Source organism: Roseicyclus sediminis (assembly GCF_025515305.1).
GTDB classification, from domain to species: domain Bacteria; phylum Pseudomonadota; class Alphaproteobacteria; order Rhodobacterales; family Rhodobacteraceae; genus Roseibacterium; species Roseibacterium sediminis.
The window spans coordinates 232551-256366 of the sequence record NZ_JAOPHT010000003.1; the positions used below are offsets into that span (position 1 = coordinate 232551).

Consider the following 23816-nt stretch of genomic DNA (forward strand, 5'->3'; position numbering starts at 1 on the left):
TGCGTCCATCGTGACGCGGGGGTCTCGCCGCTTGTCTCGGACCCGACCGCCGTCTATTCCGGATGGCGACGAGACGGCGCGCCACGCTGGCGTGCGCGCCGGGACCGGAATTGACCCGACAGGAAGGGAGAGACGAGATGCTGAAGGGCAAGGTGGACAAGTCGAAGCTGCCCAGCCGACACGTGACCGAGGGGCCCGCACGCGCGCCGCACCGGTCGTATTTCTACGCCATGGGTCTCTCCGACGAGGAAATCCATCAGCCCTTCGTGGGCGTGGCCACCTGCTGGAACGAGGCGGCGCCCTGCAACATCGCGCTCAGCCGTCAGGCGCAATCGGTGAAGATGGGCGTCAAGCACGCCAACGGCACGCCGCGCGAGTTCACCACCATCACCGTGACCGACGGGATCGCCATGGGCCACGAGGGGATGCGGTCCTCGCTCGCCTCGCGCGACGCCATCGCCGATACGGTCGAGTTGACCATGCGCGGCCATTGCTACGACGCGATCGTCGGCCTTGCAGGCTGTGACAAGTCCCTGCCGGGGATGATGATGGCCATGGTCCGGCTGAACGTCCCGTCGGTCTTCATCTACGGCGGTTCGATCCTCCCCGGCCGGCTCGAGGGGCGCGACATCACCGTGCAGGACGTGTTCGAAGCGGTCGGCCAGCACCAGGCCGGCAACCTGTCGGACGAGGCTCTCGCCGTGATCGAGCGCGTGGCCTGCCCCTCCGCGGGCGCCTGCGGCGGGCAGTTCACCGCCAACACGATGGCCTGCGTCAGCGAGGCGATCGGCCTTGCGCTGCCGAACTCCTCGGGTGCGCCCGCGCCCTACGAGAGCCGCGACCAGTACGGCGTCGCCTCGGGCGAGGCGGTGATGGCCCTTCTGGAAAAAGGCATCCGCGCCCGCGACGTGGTCACGCGCAAGTCGCTTGAAAACGCCGCGCGCGTCGTGGCCTGCACCGGCGGGTCGACGAATGCGGGTCTGCACCTGCCGGCCATCGCGCACGAGGCGGGGATCGAGTTCGACCTCTTCGACGTCTGCGACATCTTCCACGACACGCCCTACTTCGTCGACATGAAGCCGGGCGGCCAGTTCGTCGCCAAGGACCTCTACGAGGCAGGCGGCGTGCCCGTGGTGATGAAGGAGCTGCGCAAGATCGGTCTCGTCCACGAGGACTGCATGACCGCGACGGGCCGCACCATGGGCGAGGAGCTGGACCTGATCGAGCGCGAGGCCGATGGCCGCGTGATCTACCCGGCCGCGAAGCCCATCACCGAAACCGGCGGCGTCGTCGGCCTGAAAGGCAACCTCGCACCCGACGGGGCCATCGTGAAGGTCGCGGGCATCGCGCCCGAGAACCAGGTCTTCACCGGTCCGGCGCGTGTCTTCGAATGCGAGGAGGACGCCTTCGAGGCGGTCAAGAACCGGGCCTACGAGGAAGGCGAAGTCATCGTCATCCGCAACGAGGGGCCGAAGGGCGGCCCGGGAATGCGCGAGATGCTGGCGACGACCTCGGCGCTGTCGGGTCAGGGCATGGGCAAGAAGGTCGCGCTCATCACCGACGGCCGTTTCTCGGGTGCGACGCGCGGCTTCTGCGTGGGCCATGTCGGCCCCGAGGCGGCGGTCGGCGGTCCCATCGGCCTTCTGAAGGATGGCGACATGATCACCATCGACGCCATCAAGGGCGAACTGTCCGTCGCGCTGTCCGATGCTGAGCTCGAAGCCCGCAAGGCCGACTGGAAAGGTCCGCGCGACACGATCTACGCCACTGGTGCGCTCTGGAAATATGCCCAGCTCGTGGGGGATGCGCGTTACGGCGCGGTGACCCATCCGGGCGGGAGTGCCGAGAAGCATGTCTACGCGGATATCTGACGGTCTTCGCATCGGCGCGGCGCTCGCCCTGCTTTCGCTTCTGCCGGGTTGCATCGGCGGAGGCGGGGGCACGGGCGGCGCGCCGGCCGAGGCCGTCGTGACCTCGGACCTCGTCGTCATCGCCGGTCCGCCCGGCTTCTGCGTCGACGAGAGCGCCACGCGCGCGGACGGGGACACGGCCTTCGTCCTTCTGGGCAATTGCGCCGCGATCTCCAATTCGCGGCGCGCCGCGCAACCGGCGGTTCCGGTGGTTCTGACCGCTGCCATCTCGGATGCCTCGGACGAGGGCTCGATCTCGGAAAGCCTCTCGGACCTCGACGCCTACTTCCGCTCGGAGGAGGGGCTTGCCCTGCTGAGCCGGACGCAGGACGCGGGCACGGTCACGGTCCTTGAAACGGCAACCGAGGGCGACGTCTTCCTGCTGCACGCAAGCGATACGAGCGGTGGCGCGGTCGAGGGGGTCGGCGACGATTACTGGCGCGCGTATTTCGACATCGATCGCCGGATCGCGACCCTGTCGGTGCTGGCGCTGGAGGATCGCGGCGTGTCGCGCGAGGACAGCCTCTCGGCACTGCGCCAGTTCGCGCGCACGGTCATGGCGGCCAATGCCGCCACGCCCGAGGCTGTTGCAGGCATGCCCGCCCAGACCGCCGAGGCGCCGCCCCCGCAAGGCGGACTCTTTAACGTCGGACTCTTTCGTCGGATATTCGATTAACGCTCGCCCGTTATCATGGGTGGGCGATTGAAGGACAGCGCAGCCGCCCGGGGAGGTCGGGACGATGGGACAGCACATGCCGGGGCTGATCGAACGGCTCGGCATCGGACAGAGTCTTAGGCGCTGGAAACGCGCGCTGCAGGGGGCGGACGCGTTGCCTGCCACCGAACTGCGCGAAATGGAGCGCGAAATGCGTGCGATGCGGGCGCGGCTCGACACGCTCGGCGCCGAGGCCAGGAAGGCGCTGTTGCGCAGGGCCGGCGTGCCGCATCCTCCCAACGGCGACGCCGATTGCGACTGGATCGAGCGGCCCGCGCCATGGGATTGTGCGATGCATCCGCGCGGCTTCGTGAACCTGGAGTCACCCACACCCCTTCCGGGCGGCATAACGCTATACCACGACGCCACGCGCTCCGATCTGAGCTTGAGGCAGGACAAGGCGCCCGTGGCGATGGGGAACGCGCGCTTCGGTCTCGTGCTGGAGGTCTACCGCTTCGACGGGAGCTTCGTGTCGCTTGTCCACGACCTGCCCGATGCGGCGATCGCGGGACTGACCCTGAACCACTACATCGCGGTCGACATCGCAGCCGAGAGAGAGCATCCCGTGGAGGTCTACGTGCGCCTCAACGTGCAGCACGGGCCGAACGTTGAGCAGATGGTCCGCCAGGTGGATTTCCAGGCCGACCGCGGCAGGGCGGAGTTCGACCTCGCCTACACCAAGATCAACGAACGCCGGATCGAGAAGGCGTGGCTCGACATCATCATCGAGGGCCCCGAGATGACGCGCATCGCGCTCTGGGATGTCGTGGTCATGCGTGCGCCGCGCGCGGATATCTGAGCGGATTGGGGGACGGATGTCGGAGGAAACGCTGGTCAGGCTGACGCTCAGGGAAGGGCGCTACGAGGGGGAACTGACCGCCGCGCACGATACCGGCATCGAGGCGGTGCACGAAGGCCGCGTGGTCGCGGCTGCGCGGCTGGTCCGGGAAAGGGGCGAGGACGCGCCCGTGCGCGTCAGCCTCGATTTGCCGGCCGAGGTCCTGTCGGACGGCGTGCAGGTGGTTGCCCTGCGCTCCACGGTGACGGGATCGGTCCTGGACCGCGTGACCTTCCTCGCCGGCGACGCGCTGGAGGAGGATCTGCGCGCCGAGATCGCGCTGTTGCGCGACGAGCTGGAGATGCTGAAGACCGCGTTCCGGCGTCATGTCAGCGCGCAGGAGCGCTGAGCGAGGCAGAGCAATCGCGAGTTCGAGGTAACCCGCGATCACCGGTTCGCGCTTAGGACAGGCGCCGCTTTCTCGCCGCGAGCAGCTTCAGCCGGAGCGCGTTCAGCTGGATGAACCCCTGCGCGTCCTTCTGGTCGTAGGCGCCCGCATCCTCTTCGAAGGTCACGTGTGCCTCGGAATAGAGGCTGTGATCCGACCAGCGCGCGACGGTGCGGGCGGAACCCTTGTAGAGTTTCACCCGCACGGTGCCCGTCACATGCTCCTGGCTCTTGTCGATAAGGGCCTGCAGCATCTCGCGCTCGGGGGAGAACCAGAAGCCGTTGTAGATCAGCTCGGCGTAGCGCGGCATGATCGAGTCCTTCAGGTGCCCCGCGCCGCTGTCGAGCGTGATCTGCTCGATGCCGCGATGCGCCTCCAGAAGGATGGTGCCGCCGGGCGTCTCGTAGATGCCGCGGGACTTCATTCCGACGAAACGGTTCTCCACCAGGTCGAGACGGCCGACGCCATGCTTGCCGCCCAGTTCGTTCAGCTTCGTGAGGATCGTCGCGGGGCTCATCGCCACGCCGTCGATCGCCACCGCGTCACCCTTCTCGAAGGTGATCTCGACCATCTCGGGGGTGTCTGGCGCATCCTCGGGGTGGACCGTGCGCTGATAGACGTAGTCCGGCGCCTCCTGACCCGGGTCCTCCAGGACCTTGCCCTCGGACGAGGTGTGCAGAAGGTTCGCGTCCACGCTGAACGGCGCCTCGCCACGCTTGTCCTTGGCGATCGGGATCTGGTTCTTCTCGGCGAAATCCAGAAGCTTCGTGCGGCTCGTCAGGTCCCAAAGCCGCCAGGGCGCGATAACCTTGATATCGGGGTTCAGCGCATAGGCCGACAGCTCGAAACGCACCTGGTCGTTGCCCTTGCCGGTCGCGCCGTGGCTGACGGCATCGGCGCCGGTCTGGGCGGCGATCTCCACCAGACGCTTGGAAATCAGCGGCCGCGCGATGGACGTGCCGAGCAGGTAGAGCCCTTCGTAGAGCGCGTTGGCACGGAACATCGGGAAGACGAAGTCGCGCACGAATTCCTCGCGCAGGTCCTCGATGTAGATCTCCTTGACGCCCAGAAGCTCGGCCTTCTGGCGCGCGGGCTCAAGCTCCTCGCCCTGACCGAGGTCGGCGGTGAAGGTCACCACTTCGCAGCCGTACTCCGTCTGCAGCCATTTCAGGATGATCGAGGTGTCGAGGCCCCCGGAATAGGCGAGGACGACTTTCTTGGGCGCGGACATGCGTATTCCCCGGAATTGCGTTGACCGCCGGGGCGATACCGGGTTTTCAGGTGCGGGGCAAGGCACGCGGAGGGTGCGATGGACTACGGATATCAGTTGCTGCGTCATGTCCTGCAGCAGGTTTTCGGCAATCTGAGGGAGGCAGCGCAGTTGACGCTGTTCCTCTTCCTGGCGCCCTTCATCGGGTTCGTTCTTCTTGGCTTCGGGGCGATGACCGGCGGGGCCATGCCGGATGCCGGTGCAGCCGGGGGCGCCGTCCTCGGTGCGCTCGTGCTGCTGGTCTTTGCAATTATCGCCTATTGCTGGGCGGCCGTGGGCTGGCACCGCTACGTCCTTCTGGAGGAAACCGCGAACGGGATCGTGCCGGCATGGCGCCGGGATCGCGTGATCTCCTATCTCGGGCGGGCCTTCGTCGTCGGCATCGTCGTGTTTCTCGCCGCCATGGGTGGCGGTCTCGTGATCGCGCTCGCCGTGATGATCACCGGATCCGCCGGAATCGCGATCCTGCTCGGGATCGGCCTCGTCCTAGGCGCGTCCTGGGTGGCGACCCGGATCGGCCTCGTGCTGCCGGCGGCCGCGCTGGGCGAGCGCATGACGCTATCGGAAAGCTGGGCGGCGACCCGGCCCGTCTCCAGCCAGATCCTTCTGCCGCTCGTGGTGATCGCGCTGGCCGTCGCGATCATCGGCCAGATCCTGGTCCTGATCTTCGGTCAGACCGTGACGGTCGAAGGCTTCGGTGTTCCGCAGGAACAGGTGGTGCTGTCCATTCCTGGCCAGATCCTGAACGGTATCGTCTCGTGGCTGCAGATCCTCGTGAACCTCGCGCTCATGACCACGCTCTACGGCAACCTGATCCAGGGCCGGCAACTCAACTGACGTCTGGACAGGCGCGCGGGCATGGGGCAGGGCGGTGCGATGACCGAGTTTGCTGACGCCGCCCGCGCCGCCGCCCAGGCCCTGCGCGAGTTGTTCCCGCCCACGCCGCTGCAGCGGAACGCCTTCCTGTCCGAGCGCTACGGCGCCGAGATCTGGCTGAAGCGCGAGGACCTGTCGCCGGTCCGCTCCTACAAGATCCGCGGCGCCTTCAACGCAATGCGCAAGCGCTTGTCGTCGGAGGCGGGCGAAGTACGCTTCGTCTGTGCCAGCGCCGGGAACCATGCGCAGGGCATGGCCTTTGCCTGCGCGCATTTCGGGGTCAAGGGCACGGTCTTCATGCCGGTCACGACGCCCGCGCAGAAGATCGACAAGACGCGCGTCTTCGGGGGCGACAACGTCGAGATCCGCCTCGTCGGTGACTTCTTCGATCAGACGCTCGCCGCCGCCAGGGCCTATTGCACCGAGGCGGGCGCGCAGTTCCTGCCACCGTTCGACGACCTCCACGTGATCGAGGGGCAGGCCTCGGTCGCGGTCGAGATGCTGCAGCAACTGGGCGGGCCGCCCGACATCCTCGTGCTGCCAGTGGGCGGCGGCGGCCTTTCGGCCGGGATGACGCGCTACCTCTCGGCGGTCCGCGCGCATTGCGAGGTCGTGCTGGTCGAACCCGTCGGCGGCCCCAGCCTGACCGCCGCGCTGAAGGCAGGGGCGCCCGTGGAGGTGCCGATCACGGACACCTTCGTCGATGGCGCCGCCGTCGCGCGGATCGGGGACCTGACCTTTGCCGCGCTGAAGGGCACGGACCCGGGCCAGGTCTTTCTCGCGCCCGAGAACCGCATCTGCGTCACCATCCAGGAGATGCTGAACCACGAGGGAATAGTGCTGGAACCGGCGGGCGCCCTGTCGCTCGACGTGCTGCCCGAGATCGCGGACCGCATCCGCGGCAAGCGGGTCGTCTGCGTGACATCCGGAGGGAACTTCGATTTCGAGCGGCTTCCCGAGGTCAAGGAACGCGCCATGCGCTACCAGGGTTTGAAGAAATACTTCATCCTCCGCCTGCCACAGCGCCCCGGCGCCCTGCGCGAGTTCCTCGAGCTTCTTGGTCCCGACGACGACATCGCGCGGTTCGAATACCTGAAGAAATCGGCGCGCAACTTCGGCTCGGTCCTGATCGGGATCGAGACCAAGGACGCGGCCACCTTCCCCCGCCTGTTCGAGCGCATCGCCGAGCGTGGCTTCGCCTTTCGCGATATCACCGAGGACGAGTTGCTGGCCGAGTTCCTGATCTAGGCCCCCGAACCTCAGGCCGCGTCGAGTTCCGGCAGGTGGGGCCTCGCTTCGGCCAGGGCGGCCTCGAAGGCCTGTTCCACGGCGTCGAGGTCGGGCTCCTCGCCGGACCGGCAGGCCGCCTCCGCCGCGTTGCAGGCGGAAACCATGGCCGTGAAGCCGAGATTGGCCGCGCTTCCGCGCAGGAAATGGAAATCGTCCGCCCGCGCGGATCCGGGCGTTCGGGAAAGCGCGGCAAGCTTCTCCCCCATTTCGGCGACGAAAACGAAGACAACGTCCGCGAAATCCTCCTCCCCGATATCCGCGCGCAGCGATATCAGCACGTCCCAGTCGATCAACGACACCTGCCACCTCCTTCGCGCCCCCGAGGCGAAGATGACCCGCAGGGGTAAATGAAGTCCTGCGCCAGCCTCGCCGAATAGACCGGATTCGCGGCTTCACCGGCCGTTAAGGTGGCGTGTCTATGACCCGCCGTACGCACAGGACGAGGCATCGCATGTACCGAGAGCGTAAGGCGCCCAGCGGCTCGGGCCGGGCGATCGGGTTCGTGGCGCAGGCGCCGCGGCCACCGGCCGTTCTCGTGCTCGACGACAGCGCGGCGCAGCGCAAGATGCTGGTGGCGCTGCTCCGGCGGTGGGGCTTCGATGCCACCTCCAGCGGCGACGCCGCGGAAGCGCTTCACCTCGCGCAGGATCCGCGGATCGGTCTGATCGTGTCGGACTGGATGATGCCGGGCATGACGGGGCCGGATTTCTGCCGCCGCCTGCGCGCTTCCGGCCGGGAGGGTTATCAATACGTCATCCTCCTGACCTCGCGATCCGACATGAGCGATCTTTCCGAGGGTCTGGATGCCGGGGCCGACGACTTCCTCACGAAACCCGTCCGCCCGCCGGAATTGCGCGCCCGCCTGAATGCCGGCGCGCGGATCGTGGCGATGCAGGGGGAACTGGTCGAAAAGACGCGATCGCTGGGCGATGCGCTCGACGAGATCAGGGCGCTCTACGGTGCGATAGATGCCGACCTCGACGAGGCACGGCGCCTGCAGCAGTCGCTCCTGAAGAACACGCAGCGGACCTATCCCGAGGCGGAGGTGTCCCTCTGGCTGCAGGCCAGCGGCCATGTCGGCGGCGACATGGTCGGTTTCTTCGAGGCCTATCCGGACATGCTGGGTTTCTACGCGCTCGACGTGTCGGGCCACGGGGTCGCGGCAGCGATGGTCGTCGCCCGTGCCGCCGGGATGCTGAGCGACGCGGTGCCCGAGCGCAACATCGCGCTGTCGCCCTACGGCGACGGCCTCTACGCGCCGCTTCCGCCGGATCTCGTGGCCGCACGGCTCAATGCGCAGCTGCTGCGGGAGTTGCGGGGCGAGCGCTACCTGACGATCTGCTTCGGACATCTCGACCGCAGCAGCGGGATCGTTCGCATGGTCCAGGCGGGCCATCCCAACCCGATCATCCTGCGGGCGGGTGGCGAGGTCGAGGTCGTGGGCTCGGGGGGGCTTCCGCTCGGGCTCCTCCCGGAGGCGAGCCATGTGGGGTTTTCCTTCCGCCTGTCGCCTGGGGACCGCCTGCTTCTGCATTCGGACGGGTTCACCGAATGCGCCGGTGGCGACGGCGCGCTCCTCGAGGAGGCGGGCCTCGTCGCGTCCTGTCGCCGCCATGCCGGCCTTGCCGGCGCGGACATGCTCTCCGCCATCGCCGCGGATCTCGCGGAACATGCGGGCGGCAACGATTTTTCCGATGATGTCTCGGCCCTGCTGCTCAGTTATTTCGGCCGCTGACCTCGCGCCGATATGCGCAGCCAGTAGGCCACGAAATGGCGGTCGCCGGATACGGCGAGACGTTCGAGTGCCGTTTCCCACGGAAGGAAAACCGCAGTGTGCCCCGCTTCGGTGGGCTCGGACCGCCGGGGCCCGAGGCGGGCGGCATAGACGTGGCAAAGCTTCTGCGCGAAGAGGTCGTAGTCCGGCATGTAGGTGAAGCGATGGAACATCCCCAGCCGGCGGATGCCGTGGATGCCGTATCCGGTTTCCTCCATGACCTCCCGGACCAGCGCGACCTGCGGGCTTTCGCCCGGGTCGATCCCGCCGCCCGGAAGCTGCAACTCGGGCCGCGGCTCTTCCTGGAATGTGGCGAGCAGACCGTCGCCGGCGTCGATGATCGCGTAGACGCCCGGCCGGGGCACGTAGCGCTGTCCTGGCGTCGGCTGGCGACCGAATCGACGGTTCATGGATTTCTCCCGTGGCTGCGCGGCCGTTCTGCCATTCGGTCGCCCTCTCGCCAAGGGCGGAGCCATCGGCTATGGGACGGCCATGAGCGATACCGCCCCTGAAAACAGGCAGAGTCCTGCAAGCGAGACTGCCGCGCGTGTCCTGCGCATCGAGGGCGAGGCGGTGCTGTCGCTGGCCGACGCACTCCCCGAGGATTTCGACGCCGCGGTCGAGGCGATCCTCGCCACACGCGGCCGGGTGATCCTGAGCGGTATCGGCAAGTCCGGCCACATCGCGCGCAAGATCAGCTCGACCTTCGCCTCCACCGGCACGCCGTCCGCCTTCGTCCACGCCGCCGAGGCGAGCCATGGCGACCTCGGCATGGTGATGCCGGGCGACCTTGCCATCCTGATCTCGAATTCCGGCGAAACCGCGGAACTTCGGGACATCGTGGCCCACGCCGCGCGCTTCTCGATCCCGATCGTGGCGATTTCGGGAAATGCCGGATCGACCCTCATGTCGGCCGCCGACTATCGCCTGACGCTGCCGCCCGCGCCCGAGGCCTGCGCGCTGGGCATGGCGCCGACCACGTCGACGACGCTGACGCTCGCCCTTGGGGACGCGCTCGCCGTTGCGGTGATGGAGCGCCGCGGCTTCCTGCCCGAGCAGTTCCGCACCTTCCATCCCGGTGGCAAGCTGGGCGCGCGCCTGTCGAAGGTCGCGCAGCTGATGCACGGGGTCGAGGCGCTGCCCCTCGTGGACGTCGCGCGGCCCATGCCCGAGACGCTTGTGGTCATGAGCGAGAAGGGCTTCGGCATTGCCGGGGTGACGGAAGGCGGGCGGCTTGTCGGGGTGATCTCCGACGGCGATCTTCGCCGCAACATGGGTCACCTGATGGAGCGGCGCGCGGGCGAGGTGGCGACACGCTCGCCCCGGGTGATCGCGCCGGACCTCCTCGCGGCCGAGGCGCTGGCGGTGATGTCGGAAAACAAGATCACGGCGCTTTTCGTGACCGACGGGGAAGGCACGCCGCTTGGCATCCTGCATCTGCACGATTGCCTTCGCGCGGGCCTCGTCTGACGGCAAACGGCCCCGCCCTGATGGGGCGAGGCCGTCGGCTCGGTCGGAGAGGGAGGGGTCTCCGGCTCAGTTGCTGTCGTCGGCCAGGCGCAGCTGCTCGAAGATGTCGGCTGCGTAGGCCGGGGTGCCCGAGAACACCGTGACGGTGTCGCCGTTGATGCGCTGACCCGCGCTGTCGATCGAGGCGTTGTACTGGCGCACCGAGGCTGCGATCGCGCTGTCGCCGCGCGAGGAGACGGTCGTGCCGAGGACCGGGCCGTTCGGGCCGACCGAGATCAGGTCCGAGCCGCTGTCGGCGCTCATGTTGAGCTGGTCGATGACGAAGCGGGCATTGTCGGCGGCGAGGGCCGGAGCTGCGGTTGCGGCGACGATCGCGGCGGTGATGATGAATCGTTTCATGTAAGTTCCCTTTCGGTTTTCCGTGGTGGGCTTCGATGCCCGGTGAGGTGTTTCGACTTCAGGCTGTGTGCCTTTCGATGAGCTAGAGATGCCCCCACGGACCCTCTCTTTCAATTCACGAAACTCGGAAAAACACGCGAGATCGGTGCGCATGTGCACAAAGGGTCCACACGGGCGCACCGCCTTCACGCCCGCGTCAGAACAGGTCGCGCCGGCGTGACCTGTAGGGACATTTTCTGTAATGATTACAGTATTATCACCCCCGCGTGATCGCGGGCTCAGATGCCGTGATAATCGCGATACCAGGCGACGAAACGGGCCACGCCCTCGGTAACGGGTGTCTTCGGCCGCTCGCCCGTCAACCGCTGCAGCAGCGTGGCGTCGGCCCAGGTGGCGGGCACGTCGCCGGGCTGCATGTCCATGAGGATCTTTTCCGCGTCGCGACCCGTCGCGGCCTCGACCGCCTCGATGAAATCGAGAAGGCGAACCGGTTCGGAATTGCCGATGTTCACGATGCGGAACGGTGCGACGGGTGAGAGGCTGTCGCCCTCCGCGATGTCCTCGGGCCGTTCGGGCCGTTCGGGCGCGACGTCGATCAGCCGGACGATCCCGTCCACCAGATCGTCGACATAGGTGAAGTCGCGGCTCATGTCGCCGTGGTTGTAGACCTCGATCGGGGCGCCCGACAGAATCGCGCGGGTGAACTTGAACAATGCCATGTCGGGCCGTCCCCAGGGTCCGTAGACCGTGAAGAAGCGGAACATCGTGGTCGGCAGGCCGTAGAGATGCGCATAGGAATGCGCCATCGCCTCGTTGGCCTTCTTGGTCGCGGCGTAGAAAGACATCTGCGTGTCGGCCTTGGCCGTCTCGCCATAGGGCATTTCGGTATTCGCGCCGTAGACCGACGATGTGGAGGCGAGCAGGCTGTGCGCCGGGGGAAAGGCGCGCATCGCCTCAAGAAGGCGGAAGGTGCCGATCAGGTTCGCCTCCACATAGCTTTCGGGCGCCTCGATCGAATAGCGGACACCTGCCTGCGCGGCGAGGTGGATGACGGCCTCGGGGCGGTGGGTCTCCATCAGGCCGTGGAGTACACCGGGTGTCTCGATCCGTTCGGTCACGGCGGTGTAGCCCGGGGTTTGCAGCAGCATGGATTGCCGCCGCTCCTTGAGCGCGACGTCGTAGTAGTCGGTCAGCGCGTCGAGGCCGATGACCGTCCATCCCTCGGACAGTAGGCGCGCGGAAAGGTGGTAACCGATGAAGCCGGCCGCGCCGGTGACAAGTGCCGTGCGCGTCATTCCGTTCCCTCCGAGTGCGGCCCCGAGATCCAGGCCCAGGAGCTTGCGCACATCTCGTCCAGCGTCCGCTCGGTCCGGAAACCCAGCACCTCGGCGGCCTTTCCGGCACTTGCCACGTAGATCGGCACATCGCCCGGACGGCGGTCCACGATGTCGAAGGGCAGGTCGCGGTTGCTGGCGCGCTTGTAGGCGGCGATCACCTCCAGCACCGAATATCCGCGCCCTGTGCCGAGGTTCACGAGGTGCCCCTCCCCGCTCTCGAACAGCTTGTCGAGCGACAGGGCATGGCCGCGCGCGAGGTCCTCCACATGAATGTAGTCGCGCACGCCCGTGCCGTCGGGGGTGTCATAGTCGTTGCCGAAGACCCTGATACGCGAAAGCTCTCCGGTGGCGACCTTCGCGATGAAGGGGAACAGGTTGTTGGGGATGTCGCGCGGGTCCTCGCCGATCATCGCGGACCCGTGCGCGCCCGCCGGATTGAAGTAGCGCAGCGCGCCGATGGCCCATCGCGGGTCCGAAGCCGACAGCCAGTTCAGGATCTGCTCGCCCATGATCTTGGTATGGCCATAGGGGTTCATCGCGCGGAAATCGGCGGTCTCGGGCGTCGGCGTCTCGTCGGGCACACCGTAGACCGTGGCCGAGGACGAGAAGACCAGCCTGCGGCAATCATGCGCTTCCATGACGCGCAGGAGAGTCATGAGCCCACCGATATTCACGTCGAAATAGTCGAGCGGTTTCTCGACGCTCTCGGACACGGCCTTGAGCGCGGCGAAGTGGACCACCGCCTCGAACCCGCCTTTGCGGAAGGCTGCTTCGAGGGCTTCGGCATCCCGCACGTCCGCATCGATGGCCTCCACCGGGCGGCCCACGATCTGCGCGAGGCGGTCGACCACGCTGCGCCGGGCGTTCACGAAATTGTCGAGGATGACGACGTCGTGCCCCGCTTCGGCAAGTGCGAGGAACGTGTGGGAGCCGATGTAACCCGCCCCGCCGGTCAGAAGGATGCGCCGTCCCGCCATGGTCTATCGCCTCGACTGCCTGCCGCGTTGTCGCCCCCCGGGACGGCATACGACATCGCGCCATGTCGCGGAAACCCCAAACCCCTGTCGAGACGGGGTTTCTCGGCGGGATCACGCGGACGGGGCGTACTCGGCACCTTCAGGAAAGGGCGACGCGGCGTGCGGCGGGTAGGAGCGAGTTGATCCGGTCGAGGTGCACGGGAAGGGCGCGCGTGTGGAAATCGTGCGTTTCCACGATGAAGTCCCGCGCCGCCCTGCCCAGGCTGGCGAAGTCGCCGGGACGCTCCAGCACCTCGACCACCTGCCGGGCCAGCGCCTCGGGTCGGAAGAAATCCACGAGCAGGCCGGTTCGCCCATGCTCGACCGCCTCGCGCACCGGGGCGACATCCGAGGCGACCACGGTCGCGCCCATCGACATCGACTCGAGCAGTGACCACGACAGCACGAAGGGCACCGTCAGATAGATGTGGCAGCGGCTGATCTGGATGACCTGCCGGTACGCGGCATAGGGCACGCGGCCGAGGAAATGCACCCGGCTCCAGTCGACGCGATCCCCCACCTCGCGCTCCATCTCGGCACGGTAGCCACCGGGCTCGGTGCTCTTGCGTCCATAAGACGTCTCATTGCCGCCGATGATCAGCGCGCGCGCGTTCGGCCGCGCGTCGAGGATGTGCGGCAGCGCCCGCATGAAGACGTGGAAGCCGCGCACCGGCTCCATGTTTCGGGCCATATAGGTGAAGACCTCGTCCCGGGCGGTCAGGGGCCGGTCGAGACGGCCAAGCGCCACGTGCGCCTCGGGGTCCGGCCGCAGCCTGTCGGTGCGGATGCCGTCGTGGCAGACATAAAGCTTGTCGTGGAAGCTCTCCGGGAAGGTGTCGCGCTGCCAGTGGGTCGGGCAATGGCCGAGGTCCACCGTCTGGATATTGGCGAAGTTCACGGCATTGCGCGCATGCAGGGTGAAACGGGCCTGCGTGCCGGACGGAAACTCGGGGTCGAAGCCGACGGACCCGCCTTCCGAAAGGAAGTAGTATTCGAAGAAGCCCAGGATCGGCACATCGGGCCAGACCTGCTTCATGAAGGTCAATTCGCCCCAACCGACGTGTCCGAGAACGATATCCGGCCTGAACCCCTTGCGCTTGAGCGCCTCGCAGGCCTCGGCCGCGCCATAACCGTTGCCGCAGCAATCCTCCCAGTAGGACGACAGCGCGTAGGCATCCGCCCCCGCGCGGTGATGCGGAGCGTAGGTCACGATCTCGGCGCCAGCCATCGCGGGCACGTCCCGCCTCTGGGTCAGGAAGACGACCCGGTGCTCGCCCCGGGCCACGAACCATTGGAACAGCTCCCGGTACTGGCCGGGGAAATTCTGGTGGACGAAAAGAATGTTCATTTCCCGCTCGTGCCTTCCCGGGGGCTCCGTCGCTGCATCCTTTCCATTCTCCATGCCGCAGGCAACCATCGCCGGGCGGCCCACGCTTTGGGATTGCGGCCCGCCCGCCTATATGGGAGCCAAGCGCGCAATCCCGTGCCCGGCTGCGCGCGCGCCGCGAATGGACCTGACATGACACTTACCGCCCGCATCGCCTGGGACGATACCGTCCTTCCCTTCCAGCTCGACCTGTCCGACATCCGCGGGCGGGTGGCACGCCTCGACGGCACGCTCGAGCGCATCCTCGATCAGCACGCCTATCCGCCCGAGGTTGAGGCGCTGGTGGCCGAGATGGCGCTTCTGACCGCGCTGATCGGGCAGACCATCAAGCTGCGCTGGAAACTGTCGCTGCAGGTGCGTGGCGACGGACCGATCCGCCTGATCGCGACCGACTTCTTCGCGCCGAAGGAGGAGGGGGCCCCGGCCTCCATCCGCGCCTTTGCCAGCTATGACGCCGAGCGGCTGCAACGCTCCGCCGCGCCCTTCGGTCAGATCGGAAACGGCTATTTCGCCATCCTCATCGACCAGGGCAAGGGCACCGCCCCCTACCAGGGGATCACGCCGCTTTCCGGCGGCACGCTCGCCGCCTGCGCCGAGACCTATTTCGCCCAATCCGAGCAGTTGCCGACCCGCTTCGCGCTGAGCTACGGCGAAAGCCGCGAACCCGGCGGCCCGGCCCATTGGCGTGCGGGCGGCGTGATGCTGCAGCATATGCCGAAGGCGCCGCCGCGCGTGGGCGGCGAGGGCGGCTCGGGCGAGGGCGGTCTGCTGGCCGCGAGCGACCTCGTGGACGATGATGCGCGCGAGAACTGGCGCCGCGCCAACCTGCTTCTCGACACCGTCGAGGAGATCGAACTCGTCGGTCCACGGGTCTCGCCCACGGATCTGCTCGTGCGATTGTTCCACGAGGAGGCGCCGCGCGTCTTCGACGCTCTGCCGGTCGCCTTCGGCTGCACCTGTTCCGCCGATCGCGTGCGGCAGAGCCTGTCGATCTACTCGGCCAAGGACATCCGTTACATGACCACCGACGAGGGCATCGTCACTGCCGACTGCCAGTTCTGCGGCGCCCATTACGAGTTCGACCCCAGGACCCTGGGTTTCGAGGCCGAGCGTCCGCCCGGCGAAGCCGGAGAAGACGATGGGCCGGCCGATTGACCTCGAGGCGATCCGGGCCGCGGTGGAGAGGAACTCCGCGCGACCCTCGTCGGACTATGACTTGAACCCAGGTATCGTGCTGCCGGAAGGGCGGAGCCTGCGTCCGGCCGCCGTGCTGATCCCGGTGCTCGGCGACAGGGTCATCCTGACCAAGCGCGCCTCGCACCTGAAGCATCATCCCGGGCAGATCGCGCTGCCCGGCGGCAAGATCGACGCAACCGACGCGGGACCCGCCGACGCCGCCCTGCGGGAAGCGCGCGAGGAGGTCGGCCTCGACCCCGCGAACGTCGCGCTGATCGCCGAGCTTCCCGCGCATGAGACGGTGACCGGCTACACCGTGACCCCGGTCCTCGCCCAGGTCCGTGCCGACTTCACCGCCGTGCCCGAGCAGGGTGAAGTGGCCGAGGTCTTCCGCGTTCCGCTCGCCTTCCTGATGGATCCGACCCGCTACCGGGTCGAAGCCCGTCGCTGGAGGGGCACGCTGCGGCATTACTACGTGGCGCCCTACGGCCCCTACTACATCTGGGGCGCGACCGCGCGGATCCTCAAGTCGCTGGCCGACCGGGTGTCGCGATGAAGCTCCGCGCCCACTGGCTCGACGACCCGGCCACCGTGGCCGTGATGGAGGCGCTTGAACGGGGCGGCGCGCGGGCGTGGTTCGTCGGCGGCTGCGTGCGCGACGGCCTCCTGGGCCGCGAGGCGGGCGATATCGACATCGCGACCGACGTCGTGCCCGGCCGGGTCGCCGAAATCGCCGAGGGCGCCGGCCTCCGGTCGGTCCCCACCGGCGAGGACCATGGGACTGTCACTCTGGTCGCCGACCACCGACCCTTCGAGGTGACGACGCTGCGGCGGGATGTCTCGACCGACGGCCGCCGCGCCACCGTCGCCTATACCGACCGTCTCGAGGAGGACGCGCACCGCCGCGACTTCACGATCAACGCGCTCTACGCCTCGCGGGACGGGACGGTGCTCGACCCGACGGGCGAAGGTCGGGACGACCTTGCGGCGCGACGGGTCCGCTTCATCGGCGATCCGCATGACCGCATCCGCGAGGATTACCTCAGGATTCTCCGCTTCTTCCGGTTCCACGCCTGGTACGCCGATCCCGATGGCGGTCTCGATGCCGCGGGCCTCGCCGCGTCGGCGGAAATGGCGGAGGGCCTTTCGCGCCTGTCGCGCGAACGGGTCGGCGCCGAGATGCTCAAGCTCCTCGCCGCCCCCGACCCCGCCCCTGCCGTCGCGGCCATGGAGGCAAGCGGCGTTCTCGCGCGCCTTCTGCCCGGGGCGGATGCGCGGCTCCTGCCGGTGCTGGTCGCGCTGGAGGAGGACCTCGCCCCCGATCCGATCCGGCGTCTCGCCGCGCTTGGCGGCGAGAACCTCGCGGACCGCCTGCGCCTGTCGCGGGCACAGGGAAGACGGCTGGAGTTGCTGCGCGAGGGTATGGGGATGGGCACCGGGGCGGGCGAACTCGGCTATCGGCACGGCGCGGACATGGCGCGCGACATCGTGCTGTTGCGCGCGGCGGCCTTCGGCCAGGCCCCGGACGCCGATGCGCTTGCCGAGGCGCGCGCCGGCGCCGATGCGGTCTTTCCGCTGCGCGCCGCCGATCTCCTGCCGGATTTCCAGGGGCCGGCGCTGGGCGCGGAGCTGGACCGTCTGGAACGCGCCTGGATCGCCTCGGGATTCACGCTGACTGCCGCGGAACTCCTGTCCTGAGCCCGGCCGCGGCGTCGGGCAGGCGCCACCTCGGGACCTGAAGGCCCCTCGCCGGCGCCGATGCCTCCGGCGGGAGTTTGAGGCCAGGATGAAGAGGCGACCGCGTTCTCCTTCATCCTGGCGAAAAACTCCGGGGGGAGGCCGCAGGCCCGGGGGGCAGCGCCCCCCGCCACGGCGCTTGACAGGGGCGGGGCGGCGCGGTCTTGCTGGCGCGCCGTCAACGAACGAAGTCCATGGATCCGCTCTACCTCTTCGTATTCCTCGGACTTTTCTCGCCGGGGCCGAATGTCATACTGCTGACCGCCTCGGGCGCGCGTTTCGGTTTCCGCCCGACGCTGCCCCATGTGGCGGGCGTGGCCCTCGGCGTGGGCGTGACCGCCGGGCTGACGGGGCTCGGGATCGGCGCCCTGCTCGAGGGGTGGCCCGTTCTGAAAACCGGCCTGAGCGCCGTGGCCGCCGCCTGGATCGGCGTGATGGCCTGGCGGCTGTGGCATTCCGAGCCCGGTTCGACCGAGCGCCGCTCGGAGGATCGGCCCTGGGGCGTGACCCGCGCGGCGCTGTTTCAATGGGTCAATCCGAAGGTCTGGGCCATCGCGGTCGCCGCGGCATCGGGCTACAGCCTCGGACTGTCGCCGATCGAGGAGGCGCAGCGGCTGGCGCTCGCCTTCGCGGGCATCAACCTTTTTGTTTGCCTGTTCTGGAGCTTCGCGGGATCGCTCCTGTCGCTGTTGCTCAGGGACGCGAAGGCATGGTCCATCTTCGCCCGGATCATGGCGGCGGGCCTCGGGGCGTCGGCTGTCATGGTCTTCCTGTAACCTTCGGCCTATATGGTGAGGTCAGGACGGCGTGCATGTTTTCCCGGATATTCCATTTCTTCGAGACCCTGGTCGATCCCTACACGGCCTACCCCGAGACGGACGCTCCGCCCCGGCGTCTTTTCGCGTTCCTGTGGGACTACTCTCAGCCCTTCAAGAAGGTCTACGCGATGGCCGCCGTCATGGCCGTCATCGTCGCCACGATCGAGATCGGCCTCATCTGGTACATGGGTCGGGTCGTCGATCTCCTGTCGGGCGGCACCGCCCAGGACGTGCTCGACGCCCACGGGACCGAGCTGATTCTCGCTGCGCTTTTCGTCCTCCTGATCCGCCCTGTCCTGCAGGGGCTGAGCGCCATTCTCCTGAACAACGCGATCCTGCCGAACTTCGGCACGCTGATCCGCTGGCGGGCGCACAGGCAGGTGCTGAAACAGTCGGTCGGCTGGTTCGAGAACGACTTCGCCGGCCGGATCGCCAACCGCATCATGCAGACGCCCACCAGCGGCGGCGACGCGGTGTTCCAGGTCTTCGACGCGATCGCCTTCGCGCTGGCCTACCTGATCGGCGCCGCCGTGCTTCTGGCGGGGGCGGACCCCCGGCTTCTGCTGCCCTTGATCGTGTGGTTCGCGCTCTATGGCGTGCTCCTGCGGTGGACGATCGTGCGGATCGGCCCCGCCTCGCAGGCCAGCGCGGACGCGCGGTCCGCGACGACGGGGCGCGTCGTGGACAGCTACACCAACATCCATTCGGTGAAGCTTTTCGCGCATCATGATCGCGAGATCGAATACGCCCGCGAATCGATCGAGCAGACGCGGCGCACCTTCGCCCGCGAGATGCGCCTTTTTTCCGTGATGGACGTGGTCCTGACGATCCTGAACGGCCTTCTGATCGTTGCGGTCGTGGGCTGGGCTGTCTGGCTCTGGGCCGCGGGCTCGGCAAGCGTGGGCACGGTCGCCGCGGCCACGGCGCTGACGCTGCGGCTCAATGCCATGACGGGCTGGATCATGTGGGCGGTATCCTCCTTCTTCCGCTCGCTCGGCGTCGTTGCGGAAGGGATGGAGACGATCACCGATCCCCTCACGCTGACCGACGCACCGGATGCGCGGCCGCTCGACTTCGACCGGGGAGAGATCGTCTTCGACGGTGTCTCGCACCACTATGGCCGCGGGGCGGGCGGGCTCGACCGGGTGAGCCTGACGATCCGTCCGGGCGAGAAGGTGGGCCTCGTGGGTCGGTCCGGCGCCGGCAAGTCGACACTCGTGAAGCTTCTCCTGCGGTTCTACGACGTGGAAGGCGGGTCGATCCGTATCGACGGGCAGGACATTCGTGGCGTCACCCAGGACAGCCTCCGCCACCGCATCGGCATGGTGGCCCAGGACAGCGCGCTTCTGCACCGCTCGGTTCGGGACAACATCCTTTATGGCCGCCCCGATGCGACGGAGGCCGAGATGATCGCCGCCGCGAAACGCGCCGAGGCGCATGACTTCATCCTCGAGCTGACCGATCCGCAGGGGCGCGCCGGCTATGACGCCCATGTGGGCGAACGCGGCGTGAAGCTTTCGGGCGGACAAAGGCAGCGCGTGACGCTCGCCCGCGTGATCCTCAAGGATGCGCCGATCCTGGTGCTCGACGAGGCGACCAGCGCGCTCGACAGCGAGGTCGAGGCGGCGATTCAGGAAACGCTTTACGGCGTTATGGAGGGCAAGACCGTCATCGCCATCGCGCACCGGCTGTCGACCATCGCGCACATGGACCGCATCGTGGTTCTGGACGAGGGCCGCGTCGCCGAGGAAGGGAGCCACGCGGACCTCCTGGCGCGCGGCGGGCTCTATGGCGGGTTCTGGGCGCGGCAGTCCGGCGGCTTCATCGGAACCGAGGCAGAGGCGGCGGAATGACGGGGAAAGTCCGCAACCTCCTCGCCGGGCTGGGCGAGATGATCGATGGCTTCGCGCCCGCCGAAGGTCCGCCGCCCGGCACGCTCTGGCCGTTCATCCGCTGGTGCCTCGCGGGTTCATGGCCGGTGATCGTGCTTGCGGCCGTCCTCTCCGGGCTTGCCGGCGGGATGGAGGTCGGCGCGGCCTGGCTTCTGGGAGTGCTGGTCGACAGCACCTCCGCCGGAAGCGACGGGTACTTCGGAGAAAACCTGGGCCTCATCGTCCTTTATGTCGTCTTCTACCTGCTGCTGCGCCCGCTGTTCTTCGGTGCCTCCGCCGCGTTCAACGGCATTGTCCTGCCGCCGAACCTGGCGCCGCTGATCCAGAGCCGCCTGCATCGATGGTCGCTGGGGCATTCGGTGACGTTCTTCGACAACGATTTCGCTGGCCGGATCGCGCAAAAGCAGATGCAGACTGCGACCGCGCTGGTGAACGTGGTGACGGAGGTCATCAACGCGGGCGCCTTCGCGGTCGCGACGCTGGTCGGGGCGCTGGCGATGCTGACGGCGATCGACTGGCGGATCGGGCTCGCGCTTCTGGTTTGGCTGGTCGGCTACTTCTACATGATCCGCTGGTTCCTGCCGCGCATCCGGGTGCGGTCGAAGAACCGGGCTGCGGCGCGTGCCAACGTGACGGGGCAGATCGTCGACACGATCACCAACATCAAGACCGTGAAGCTGTTCGGTCATACCGAGCATGAGGACGAGGCGGCCATCGACGCGCTGCAGGGCTATCGCCAGACGGCGCTGGCCTTCGGCTATCTCTCGACCGGGTTCCGGTTCGCGCTGATGGGCACGGCGGGCCTTCTGCCGGTCATTCTCGTGCTGGGCGCGGTCCTGCTCTGGCAGGGTGGCCAGGCCACACCGGGCGAAATCGCGGCCACCGGCGCGATCGCCATGCGGATCGCCCAGATGACGGGCTGGGTCAGTTTCACGCTGATGACGGTCTACGCCAATGTGGGCGAGGTCGAGGACGGAATGCGCACCCTGACGCCACCGCATGCCCTGACCGACGCGCCGGACGCCACGCCGTTGCCGCGCATTTCCGGTCGGATCGCCTACGAGGACGTCAGCTTCGCCTATGGGCGGCAGGTCGGCGGCGTCGAGGGGATCGACCTCGTGGTGGAGCCGGGGCAGAAGATCGGCATCGTGGGCGCGTCGGGGGCGGGCAAGTCGACGCTCGTCGCGCTCCTGATGCGGCTCTACGACACCGAGGCAGGGCGGATCACGCTGGACGGGACGGATATCCGGACGGTCACGCAGGACAGCCTGCGGCGGCAGATCGCCATGGTCACGCAGGAAACCGCCATGTTCAACCGGAGCGCGATGGAGAACATCCGCTACGGGCGCCCCGACGCCAGCGACGAGGAGGTTTTCGCCGCCGCGCGTCGTGCCGAGGCGCATGACTTCATCCTGTCACTCAGGGACCATCGCGGGCGCGAGGGGTACGACGCGCATCTGGGCGAGCGGGGCGTGAAGCTTTCCGGCGGGCAGCGGCAGCGCATCGCGCTTGCCCGCGCCTTCCTCAAGGATGCGCCGGTCCTGGTCCTGGACGAGGCCACCAGCGCGCTCGACAGCGAGGTGGAGGCCGCGATCCAGTCGACCCTGACCGACATCATGGAAGGCAAGACCGTGATCGCCATCGCCCATCGGTTGTCGACGCTCGCGGCGATGGACCGGATCATCGTGCTCGATGCCGGGCGGATCGTCGAGGACGGCACGCACGACACGTTGCTGGCGCGGGACGGGCTTTATGCGCGCTACTGGAACCGGCAGTCGGGCGGCTTCATTCACGCGGACGCGGCGGAATAGGCTGGCCTTGATCCCGAAATCATGTCAGCATCACTGACATATTGGGGAGGGAGAGCCATGGAGTACGACACCGTGTCCGCCGATGAATTCGGGCGCAGCCTGAGGGGGCTCGGCGTGAACCTTCTGACCGCGAATGTACGCGGCCTCGCGGCATTCTTCTCGGACGTGTTCGGCCTGACCATACATCGCCTGAGCGACGATTTCGCGATCGTGCTGCACGGGCCTTCGGTGTTCCAGATCCACTCCGACCGGACCTATGGCGCGCACCCGCTGCTCGGGATTGTCCCCGAAATGCCGCCGCGCGGGGCCGGCGCGCAGCTTTACCTCTTCGGGATCGACCCGGACGAGGCCGCAAAGCGGGCGGAGGCAGCGGCGCACATGGTGCTGGAGCCTGTCGCGGACAAGCCGCACGGCTTGCGGGAATGCACCATCCTCAGCCCGGAAGGCTATGCCTTCAGCCCGGCCGTTCCCGCCTGAACCGCCATGGTCGAGGTCACCATCCACCGGCTTGGCCACCACGGTGACGGAATCGCCGATGGGCCGGTCTACGTTCCGCTCGCCCTGCCCGGCGAGGTGGTGGAGGGCGTGATCGCGGACGACCGGATCGAAGCGCCGAGAATCGTGACGCCCTCGCCCGACAGGGTCGCCGCACCCTGCCGTCACTACCGGAGTTGCGGCGGCTGCGCGCTGATGCATGCCTCGGACGGCTTCGTGGCGGCCTGGAAGACGCAGGTGATCGAGACGGCCCTTGCCGCCCACGGCCTTGGGGCGGCGATGCGGCCCATTCACACCTCGCCGCCGGCGTCGCGCCGCCGCGCCACGCTGGCCGGGCGGCGCACGAAGAAAGGCGTGCTGGTCGGTTTCCACGCGCGTCGGTCCGACACGATCGTGCCTGTGCCGGATTGCCAGGTGCTTGCGCCGGATCTTTTGGCGACCCTGCCCGCGCTGGAGGAGCTGTCACGCCTCGGCGCATCGCGCAGCGCCGTTCTCGGCCTCGCCGTGACGCTTTCGCCTGCGGGGGTCGACCTTCGCGTGACCGGGGGCAAGCCGCTCGACGGCCCGCTCCGCGCCGCGCTGCCCCGGTTCGCGGCGCATTTCATCCGCCTGACCTGGGAGGACGAGCCGGTTTTCCTGGATGCCGCGCCCGTCCAGCACTTCGGCGCGGCGGCCGTCACACCGCCGCCCGGCGCCTTCCTGCAGGCCACGCCGGATGGCGAGGCGACGCTGCTCGACGCCGTTCGGGAGGCGACGCAGGGCGCCACGCGCATCGCCGATCTCTTCGCCGGATGCGGCACCTTCGCCCTTCCGCTGGCGGAGGGCGCGCCGGTCCATGCGGTGGAAGGGGAGGGCGATCTTCTGGCCGCGCTGGACACGGCCGCCCGGCACACGCCCGGATTGCGCCCCGTGACCACGGAAAGGCGCGACCTCTTCCGCCGTCCATTGTCAGCCGATGAGCTTGGCCGTTTCGACGCCGTGGTCATCGACCCGCCCCGCGCGGGCGCCGAGGCGCAGACCCGCGCGCTTGCCGAGGCGCAGGTGCCCCGGATCGCCGCCGTCTCCTGCAACCCGGTGACCTTCGCGCGTGACGCCGCGATACTCGCCGCGGCCGGCTACCGCCTGAATTGGGTGCAGCCCGTGGACCAGTTCCGCTGGTCCCCGCATGTGGAGCTTGCCGCCTCGTTCAGCCTTCCCCATATGACGCGCTAACGCGC

At 68.0% G+C, this 23816-nt stretch carries 23 protein-coding genes; 16 read left to right on the forward strand and 7 right to left on the reverse strand.

Annotation, left to right across the window (positions count from 1 at the left end):
• The first annotated feature begins 137 nt into the window (after positions 1–137).
• The 4 genes from ilvD to N8I71_RS05990 all read left to right on the forward strand — a co-directional run bounded on the left by ilvD (position 138) and on the right by N8I71_RS05990 (position 3812).
• A complete protein-coding gene (ilvD, locus tag N8I71_RS05975) occupies positions 138–1871 on the forward strand; it encodes a dihydroxy-acid dehydratase (protein ID WP_262877030.1) in 1734 nt (577 codons plus the stop codon).
• A complete protein-coding gene (locus tag N8I71_RS05980; protein WP_262877031.1) occupies positions 1852–2586 on the forward strand; it encodes a hypothetical protein in 735 nt (244 codons plus the stop codon). Before ilvD ends, N8I71_RS05980 begins: the two co-directional genes overlap by 20 nt.
• Positions 2587–2650: 64 nt before the next feature.
• The gene (locus tag N8I71_RS05985) at positions 2651–3424 is read left to right on the forward strand and encodes a DUF6478 family protein (RefSeq protein WP_262877032.1); all 774 of its coding nucleotides are present in this window, start codon (positions 2651–2653) and stop codon (positions 3422–3424) included.
• Positions 3425–3440: 16 nt separating this feature from the next.
• Positions 3441–3812, forward strand: coding sequence for a hypothetical protein (locus N8I71_RS05990; RefSeq protein ID WP_262877033.1), 372 nt, complete (start codon positions 3441–3443; stop codon positions 3810–3812).
• A gap of 52 nt (positions 3813–3864) precedes the next feature.
• Here N8I71_RS05990 and N8I71_RS05995 read toward each other — a convergent pair whose 3' ends face one another.
• Positions 3865–5082 carry an argininosuccinate synthase gene (locus tag N8I71_RS05995; RefSeq protein WP_262877034.1) on the reverse strand — a complete coding sequence of 406 codons (1218 nt, stop codon included), beginning with the start codon at positions 5080–5082 and terminating at the stop codon, positions 3865–3867.
• A gap of 78 nt (positions 5083–5160) precedes the next feature.
• Here N8I71_RS05995 and N8I71_RS06000 point away from each other — a divergent pair, with 78 nt between their 5' ends.
• Complete coding sequence (locus N8I71_RS06000; protein ID WP_262877035.1) at positions 5161–5958, forward strand: hypothetical protein; 798 nt, start codon at positions 5161–5163, stop codon at positions 5956–5958.
• Between the two features lie 39 nt (positions 5959–5997).
• Positions 5998–7245, forward strand: coding sequence for a threonine ammonia-lyase IlvA (ilvA, locus tag N8I71_RS06005; protein ID WP_262877036.1), 1248 nt, complete (start codon positions 5998–6000; stop codon positions 7243–7245).
• 11 nt (positions 7246–7256) lie between these two features.
• On the opposite strand, the gene N8I71_RS06010 is transcribed toward ilvA, so the two are convergent.
• Positions 7257–7586, reverse strand: a complete 330-nt coding sequence (locus tag N8I71_RS06010) for an Hpt domain-containing protein (protein ID WP_262877037.1) — start codon at positions 7584–7586, stop codon at positions 7257–7259.
• A 152-nt stretch (positions 7587–7738) separates the two neighbouring features.
• On the opposite strand from N8I71_RS06010, the gene N8I71_RS06015 reads away from it, so the two are divergent.
• On the forward strand, positions 7739–9022 hold the full coding sequence (locus N8I71_RS06015; RefSeq protein ID WP_262877038.1) for a PP2C family protein-serine/threonine phosphatase: 1284 nt from the start codon (positions 7739–7741) through the stop codon (positions 9020–9022).
• Here the strand turns inward: N8I71_RS06015 and N8I71_RS06020 are convergent.
• The gene (locus N8I71_RS06020) at positions 9007–9471 is read right to left on the reverse strand and encodes an NUDIX hydrolase (RefSeq protein WP_262877039.1); all 465 of its coding nucleotides are present in this window, start codon (positions 9469–9471) and stop codon (positions 9007–9009) included. The genes N8I71_RS06015 and N8I71_RS06020 overlap by 16 nt on opposite strands.
• Before the next feature lie 82 nt (positions 9472–9553).
• Here N8I71_RS06020 and N8I71_RS06025 point away from each other — a divergent pair, with 82 nt between their 5' ends.
• Entirely contained in the window at positions 9554–10531 is a 978-nt protein-coding gene (locus N8I71_RS06025; RefSeq protein ID WP_262877040.1) for a KpsF/GutQ family sugar-phosphate isomerase, read from the forward strand.
• Positions 10532–10597: 66 nt separating this feature from the next.
• On the opposite strand, the gene N8I71_RS06030 is transcribed toward N8I71_RS06025, so the two are convergent.
• The 4 genes from N8I71_RS06030 to N8I71_RS06045 all read right to left on the reverse strand — a co-directional run bounded on the left by N8I71_RS06030 (position 10598) and on the right by N8I71_RS06045 (position 14631).
• Positions 10598–10930: a hypothetical protein gene (locus tag N8I71_RS06030; protein ID WP_262877041.1), complete on the reverse strand. Its 333-nt coding sequence runs from the start codon at positions 10928–10930 to the stop codon at positions 10598–10600.
• A gap of 278 nt (positions 10931–11208) precedes the next feature.
• The gene (locus tag N8I71_RS06035) at positions 11209–12225 is read right to left on the reverse strand and encodes an NAD-dependent epimerase/dehydratase family protein (RefSeq protein ID WP_262877042.1); all 1017 of its coding nucleotides are present in this window, start codon (positions 12223–12225) and stop codon (positions 11209–11211) included.
• Complete coding sequence (gene galE, locus N8I71_RS06040; RefSeq protein ID WP_262877043.1) at positions 12222–13244, reverse strand: UDP-glucose 4-epimerase GalE; 1023 nt, start codon at positions 13242–13244, stop codon at positions 12222–12224. The genes N8I71_RS06035 and galE overlap by 4 nt, the downstream gene beginning before the upstream one ends.
• 139 nt (positions 13245–13383) lie before the next feature.
• A complete protein-coding gene (locus N8I71_RS06045; protein WP_262877044.1) occupies positions 13384–14631 on the reverse strand; it encodes a glycosyltransferase family 4 protein in 1248 nt (415 codons plus the stop codon).
• A gap of 171 nt (positions 14632–14802) precedes the next feature.
• Between N8I71_RS06045 and hslO the strand changes: the two genes are divergently transcribed.
• From hslO to N8I71_RS06085, 8 genes are all read left to right on the forward strand, one after another.
• The gene (hslO, locus tag N8I71_RS06050; RefSeq protein ID WP_262877045.1) at positions 14803–15825 is read left to right on the forward strand and encodes an Hsp33 family molecular chaperone HslO; all 1023 of its coding nucleotides are present in this window, start codon (positions 14803–14805) and stop codon (positions 15823–15825) included.
• On the forward strand, positions 15809–16402 hold the full coding sequence (locus N8I71_RS06055) for a CoA pyrophosphatase (RefSeq protein ID WP_262877046.1): 594 nt from the start codon (positions 15809–15811) through the stop codon (positions 16400–16402). The genes hslO and N8I71_RS06055 overlap by 17 nt, the downstream gene beginning before the upstream one ends.
• Entirely contained in the window at positions 16399–17544 is a 1146-nt protein-coding gene (locus N8I71_RS06060) for a CCA tRNA nucleotidyltransferase (RefSeq protein WP_262877047.1), read from the forward strand. Before N8I71_RS06055 ends, N8I71_RS06060 begins: the two co-directional genes overlap by 4 nt.
• 233 nt (positions 17545–17777) lie before the next feature.
• Positions 17778–18359: a LysE family translocator gene (locus N8I71_RS06065; protein WP_262877048.1), complete on the forward strand. Its 582-nt coding sequence runs from the start codon at positions 17778–17780 to the stop codon at positions 18357–18359.
• A 47-nt stretch (positions 18360–18406) separates the two neighbouring features.
• Entirely contained in the window at positions 18407–20254 is a 1848-nt protein-coding gene (locus tag N8I71_RS06070) for an ABC transporter ATP-binding protein (protein ID WP_262877240.1), read from the forward strand.
• The gene (locus N8I71_RS06075; RefSeq protein WP_262877049.1) at positions 20251–22104 is read left to right on the forward strand and encodes an ABC transporter ATP-binding protein; all 1854 of its coding nucleotides are present in this window, start codon (positions 20251–20253) and stop codon (positions 22102–22104) included. The genes N8I71_RS06070 and N8I71_RS06075 overlap by 4 nt, the downstream gene beginning before the upstream one ends.
• A gap of 57 nt (positions 22105–22161) precedes the next feature.
• The gene (locus N8I71_RS06080) at positions 22162–22581 is read left to right on the forward strand and encodes a VOC family protein (protein WP_262877050.1); all 420 of its coding nucleotides are present in this window, start codon (positions 22162–22164) and stop codon (positions 22579–22581) included.
• A 6-nt stretch (positions 22582–22587) separates the two neighbouring features.
• On the forward strand, positions 22588–23811 hold the full coding sequence (locus N8I71_RS06085) for a class I SAM-dependent RNA methyltransferase (protein ID WP_262877051.1): 1224 nt from the start codon (positions 22588–22590) through the stop codon (positions 23809–23811).
• The last annotated feature ends 5 nt before the right edge of the window (positions 23812–23816 follow it).

Excerpts from the sequence above, each read along its gene's own strand:
- N8I71_RS06075 (WP_262877049.1), top strand. The coding sequence starts at position 20,251 with ATGACGGGGAAAGTCCGCAACCTCCTCGCCGGGCTGGGCGAGATGATC.
- N8I71_RS05980 (WP_262877031.1), top strand. The coding sequence starts at position 1,852 with ATGTCTACGCGGATATCTGACGGTCTTCGCATCGGCGCGGCGCTCGCC.
- N8I71_RS06080 (WP_262877050.1), top strand. The coding sequence starts at position 22,162 with ATGGAGTACGACACCGTGTCCGCCGATGAATTCGGGCGCAGCCTGAGG.
- N8I71_RS06035 (WP_262877042.1), bottom strand. The coding sequence starts at position 12,225 with ATGACGCGCACGGCACTTGTCACCGGCGCGGCCGGCTTCATCGGTTAC.
- N8I71_RS06030 (WP_262877041.1), bottom strand. The coding sequence starts at position 10,930 with ATGAAACGATTCATCATCACCGCCGCGATCGTCGCCGCAACCGCAGCT.
- N8I71_RS05995 (WP_262877034.1), bottom strand. The coding sequence starts at position 5,082 with ATGTCCGCGCCCAAGAAAGTCGTCCTCGCCTATTCCGGGGGCCTCGAC.
- N8I71_RS06045 (WP_262877044.1), bottom strand. The coding sequence starts at position 14,631 with ATGAACATTCTTTTCGTCCACCAGAATTTCCCCGGCCAGTACCGGGAG.
- N8I71_RS06000 (WP_262877035.1), top strand. The coding sequence starts at position 5,161 with ATGGACTACGGATATCAGTTGCTGCGTCATGTCCTGCAGCAGGTTTTC.
- N8I71_RS05990 (WP_262877033.1), top strand. The coding sequence starts at position 3,441 with ATGTCGGAGGAAACGCTGGTCAGGCTGACGCTCAGGGAAGGGCGCTAC.
- N8I71_RS06015 (WP_262877038.1), top strand. The coding sequence starts at position 7,739 with ATGTACCGAGAGCGTAAGGCGCCCAGCGGCTCGGGCCGGGCGATCGGG.
- N8I71_RS06020 (WP_262877039.1), bottom strand. The coding sequence starts at position 9,471 with ATGAACCGTCGATTCGGTCGCCAGCCGACGCCAGGACAGCGCTACGTG.
- N8I71_RS06065 (WP_262877048.1), top strand. The coding sequence starts at position 17,778 with ATGGATCCGCTCTACCTCTTCGTATTCCTCGGACTTTTCTCGCCGGGG.
- ilvA (WP_262877036.1), top strand. The coding sequence starts at position 5,998 with ATGACCGAGTTTGCTGACGCCGCCCGCGCCGCCGCCCAGGCCCTGCGC.
- ilvD (WP_262877030.1), top strand. The coding sequence starts at position 138 with ATGCTGAAGGGCAAGGTGGACAAGTCGAAGCTGCCCAGCCGACACGTG.
- N8I71_RS06060 (WP_262877047.1), top strand. The coding sequence starts at position 16,399 with ATGAAGCTCCGCGCCCACTGGCTCGACGACCCGGCCACCGTGGCCGTG.
- N8I71_RS06055 (WP_262877046.1), top strand. The coding sequence starts at position 15,809 with ATGGGCCGGCCGATTGACCTCGAGGCGATCCGGGCCGCGGTGGAGAGG.
- galE (WP_262877043.1), bottom strand. The coding sequence starts at position 13,244 with ATGGCGGGACGGCGCATCCTTCTGACCGGCGGGGCGGGTTACATCGGC.
- hslO (WP_262877045.1), top strand. The coding sequence starts at position 14,803 with ATGACACTTACCGCCCGCATCGCCTGGGACGATACCGTCCTTCCCTTC.
- N8I71_RS06085 (WP_262877051.1), top strand. The coding sequence starts at position 22,588 with ATGGTCGAGGTCACCATCCACCGGCTTGGCCACCACGGTGACGGAATC.
- N8I71_RS06025 (WP_262877040.1), top strand. The coding sequence starts at position 9,554 with ATGAGCGATACCGCCCCTGAAAACAGGCAGAGTCCTGCAAGCGAGACT.
- N8I71_RS05985 (WP_262877032.1), top strand. The coding sequence starts at position 2,651 with ATGGGACAGCACATGCCGGGGCTGATCGAACGGCTCGGCATCGGACAG.